A 4,243-nucleotide genomic window follows, 5' to 3' on the forward strand; every position below is an offset into this window, starting at 1 on the left:
CCGCCTATAAAGAAAAAGAAAAAATTGAAGAATACAATATAGTTTTTTCAGCTCCATGGGAAAATAAGTATTTTTTAGCACTGGATTGTTTAAGGGAATTTAAAATAAAATTAAACGCAGTTATTTCTGAGGATTTAGAAGCAAATTATAAAGATATTATAACTAAATTTTTGAATTGGAATAAAATAATTTTTTTTAAAGAAGTAAGTTTAGAAGATATGGCTGAGATAAAGACATTATTTTTAAATATAAACAGAAACTCTTTGGTAGACATTGCACTTCTTAGAGAAGGGGATTTTGAAAGTAAGTTAGTATCTAAATTACTCCAAAAAGGCACTAAAATTTTGCTGTGGAAATGTAGTGTTGAGAGATTTAAAAAGGAGAAAATTCTTATTACAGAAAAAAACTTCTATCGTATTATGATGAGATTTCTAAGATGGGAGTAGATATAGTTGATTTAGAGGTGGTGAGTCAAGAATGAAAGAAGCTCTTGGATTAATAGAGGTTATTGGATTAACTAATGGGATAGTTGTAGCAGATGCTATGGCTAAAACAGCAAATATAACTATACAAGACATTGAAATAACTAAAGGATGCGGATATGTAACTGTCAAAATAACTGGCGATGTAGGAGCTGTAAATGCAGCAATAAGTTCGGGAAAAGCCTTGGCAATAAAAAATGATAAGTTTATTACATCTAAGGTTATACCAAGACCGGCTGATGTTATAAATAAAAGATTTTTGAAAAATACGGAAGTGATTGACGGTAAAATTACAAATAAAAAAGAAGAAAAGAATAAAAAAGAAGAAAATAAAAAAGTTGAAGAAAATAAGGTAAAAACTAATGAAAAACAGATAGAAGCTAAGTTTGATAAAGATAAAAAAAATCAGTAGTGCATATTTATAAAAATAAAGTGACAGTGGGGATTGTATGTTTATTGCAAAAATCGTTGGCAATGTTGTTGCTACAAGAAAAAGTGAAAGTTTAATAGGATATAAACTGATGATAATTCAACCTTTAACGGCTAAAGGAGAAAATACAGGAAGAGAAAGCGTAGCTGCCGATTATGTCGGTGCCGGAATAGGTGAAATTGTATTAGTTGGTTCAGGTTCTTCTGTAAGAGTTGAAGAGAGTAAAAAATCATCTGTTATAGATTTAGCGATAATTGGAATAATAGACGAATTAATAGTTTAGAGGTTAATTTTATGGAAAAATTTAGAGGGGTTTTCAATTCAGTTCAAGAAACTATAGAATCCGTATCGTTAGCATTCAAAACATATAGAGAATTTGGAATATCAGATAGAGAAGAAATAGTAAGGGAGATAAGAAAAGAACTTTTAAAACATGTAAATGTGTTGGCTGAAAAAACTATAGATGAAATATGTATGGGGGATATAGCTTCAAAAAAACAAAAGATAAAATTAGCAATAGAAAGAACACCGGGCACTGAAGATTTATACACCGAAGTTATCACAAGAGATAAAGTAATGACTTTATATGAATTATCTCCATATGGAATAGCGTGTGCAATACAACCAAGTACAAATCCTTGTGCAACAGTTATAAATAATGTAATAGGATTGTTGTCTGCAGGCAATGGAGTAATAATATGCCCTCATCCAAGAGCAATAGAAACAACTAAATTTTTAGTAAGTATAATCAGCGATATTATTTCAAAAATTACCGGATTAGATAATTTAGTAGTTACGCTTGAAGATATATCGATGCAAAATATATCTGAAATCATGAATCATCCGGACATAGATCTTGTAGTGGTTACAGGAGGTTCATACATAGCCAAATATGCCAATAAGTGTAATAAAAAAGTAATTTCTGCGGGTCCCGGCAATCCAACGTTTATAGTAGATGAAACAGCAGATATAGAAAAAGCTGCCAGAAATATAGTAAAAGGTGCAACTTTTGATAATAATATATTATGTGTTACTGAAAAAAATATAGTTGTTGTTGATGATGTATATGAAAATTTAAAATCAGAACTTATAAAAAATTCAGTTTATTATGTTGATTCAATTGATGAAATGTTAAAACTTGCAAAAATATTGTTGACAGAGGATTTAAAACCAAACAAGTTTGTCGGGGGAAAATCAGCAAGTGATCTTTTAAAGATGGCTAGAATAGAAGTTGACAAGGAGTATGCTTTAATAGCGGTAGATGTTCCTAAAATTCATCCATTTGTCACAGAAGAATTATTAGTACCTTTAATAACGATAGTTAAAACTAAGGACTTTGAAAGCGCTCTAGATGAAGCAATATTTATTGAGCAGGGATTACATCATACAGCAGGGATTTATTCTAATATTATAGAAAGATTAAATATTGCAGCTAGAAAATTGCAGACTTCAATTTTTGTTAAGAATGGGTCTTCTCTAGACGCAATAGGTTTTTCTGATGGAAATCCTGTTAGTTTTACAATAGCAAATATAAGCGGAGAAGGGGCTATAACAACAAGACATTTTGCAAGAAGGAGAAGATGTACATTGGTAGATGCTTTTTCAATAAGGTGATATGAATGAATATTATAAATAGCAATACAAAAATTATTGTTGGGAAAAATTCATTAGACTATTTAAAAGATTATAAAAATAAAAATATTTTAATTATAACAGATAAATTTTTGGCACATAGTGAGTTAATAGATAACGTATTAAAAAATTTGTCAGAGAATAAGGTTAATCTTTTTGATGAAGTTTTCCCTGACCCAACATTAAATACTGTAAAAAATGCTTTGAAACAACTTCTATTAAATGAAATAGATGTATTAATAGCATTTGGTGGAGGTTCTCCAATAGATGCCGCTAAAGCAGTAGCATATGTGGCTCAGAAGGGATATATGAGAAATTGTGAATTAATAGCAATTCCTACAACAAGTGGTACCGGATCAGAGGTTACAAGTGTTGCAGTTATAAAAGATGAAGACAAACATTTAAAACATTTGTTAAAGTCAGAATTAATGTTACCAAAAGTTGCAATAATAGATGCAGAACTTACTAAAAGTTTACCAAATACAATAGTGGCAAATACGGGAATGGATGTATTTACACATGCTTTAGAGGCTTATGTAGGCAAAAATAGTAATATATTTTCAGATGCTTTATCAGAAAAAGCTGGAGAAATCGTAGTAAAGCATTTATATAAAAGTTATAAAGGCGAAGAATACTCTAAAGAGCAAATGCACTATGCTTCTACGCTTGCGGGTATGTCTTTTGAGATAGCTGGACTCGGATTAAACCATGCGATTGCACATCAAATAGGAGGGCAATTCGGAGTAACCCATGGATTAGCTAACAGTTTACTATTGGAAAAAGTTATAGATTATAATTCAAGCAATAATGATGTTATGAAAAAATATGTAAAGTATGCTGTAAAAATAGGACTGGCAAATAATTCTATGTCAGATGAAAAAACAATAGTTTTATTAAAAGGATTTATACATGCAATACAGCGCTTAATGAATATTCCACAAAATATATCTAAGTGTAATATAAGTAAGGAAGTTTATTTTAGCAAATTAAAAAAATAGCAATTAATGCAAAGAAAGATAATTGTATGAAAACTACACCAATCAATATTACAGAAGAAGCGATTATAAAGATATTGAAAAAAATTTTTTGAAATATTGTAAAATAATACACAAAGAAAAATGTATTGTTTTATGGAGGAAATATTATGAATACAGATAACGTTTCGAAAGATTTATTATGTAATATGAATATTCAAAATCAAATAGATGATAAATATACTGAAAATATCAAAGATTTAGATATTATTTCAATATTTGGAAAGGATTATTTAGAACAGTTACAGAGGATAATTTCGGATGTTACAGGTTTAGCAATAGTAATAGTTGATTATAAAGGTGAACCTGTTACAAGTATGACTAATTTTTCAAAAAAATGTAAAAAACTTAGAAAACATAAAATGGCAGAAATGATATGCAAATTATCAGATGCATCAGGAGCTATAAGAGCTGCAGTAACACATAAGACAAGTATTTATTTTTGTCCTTTTGGTAGATTAGAAGTAGCGATTCCAATAGTTATAAAGGGACATTATTTAGGAGCTTTTTTAGGAGGACAAGTTTGTTGCAATGATGCTCCGGATAACGTGTATAAAATGGAGGAGTTTTTATTAGAACAATCTGTATTGGATGAGATAAGGGATCTAGAATACGAAGAAGATAGAGTATATAGTTATAGCGAATTTGTTTCAGTGGTAAAATTA

General features: G+C 29.5%; 6 protein-coding genes. All 6 read left to right on the plus strand.

Annotation, left to right across the window (positions count from 1 at the left end; genetic code table 11):
- Positions 1-446: hypothetical protein (locus tag HMPREF9129_RS11615; RefSeq protein ID WP_004819685.1), on the plus strand; the 446-nt coding region annotated here is incomplete at its 5' end.
- Positions 447-477: 31 nt separating this feature from the next.
- Entirely contained in the window at positions 478-894 is a 417-nt protein-coding gene (locus HMPREF9129_RS01755) for a BMC domain-containing protein (RefSeq protein ID WP_004819686.1), read from the plus strand.
- Positions 895-931: 37 nt separating this feature from the next.
- Complete coding sequence (locus HMPREF9129_RS01760; protein ID WP_004819687.1) at positions 932-1,195, plus strand: EutN/CcmL family microcompartment protein; 264 nt, start codon at positions 932-934, stop codon at positions 1,193-1,195.
- Between the two features lie 11 nt (positions 1,196-1,206).
- A complete protein-coding gene (locus HMPREF9129_RS01765) occupies positions 1,207-2,526 on the plus strand; it encodes an aldehyde dehydrogenase (protein ID WP_004819694.1) in 1,320 nt (439 codons plus the stop codon).
- 5 nt (positions 2,527-2,531) lie between these two features.
- The gene (locus HMPREF9129_RS01770; protein WP_004819695.1) at positions 2,532-3,542 is read left to right on the plus strand and encodes an iron-containing alcohol dehydrogenase; all 1,011 of its coding nucleotides are present in this window, start codon (positions 2,532-2,534) and stop codon (positions 3,540-3,542) included.
- 146 nt (positions 3,543-3,688) lie between these two features.
- Positions 3,689-4,243: PocR ligand-binding domain-containing protein (locus HMPREF9129_RS01775; RefSeq protein WP_004819698.1), on the plus strand; the 555-nt coding region annotated here is incomplete at its 3' end.

The organism is Peptoniphilus indolicus ATCC 29427 (genome assembly GCF_000227315.1).
GTDB lineage: Bacteria > Bacillota > Clostridia > Tissierellales > Peptoniphilaceae > Peptoniphilus > Peptoniphilus indolicus.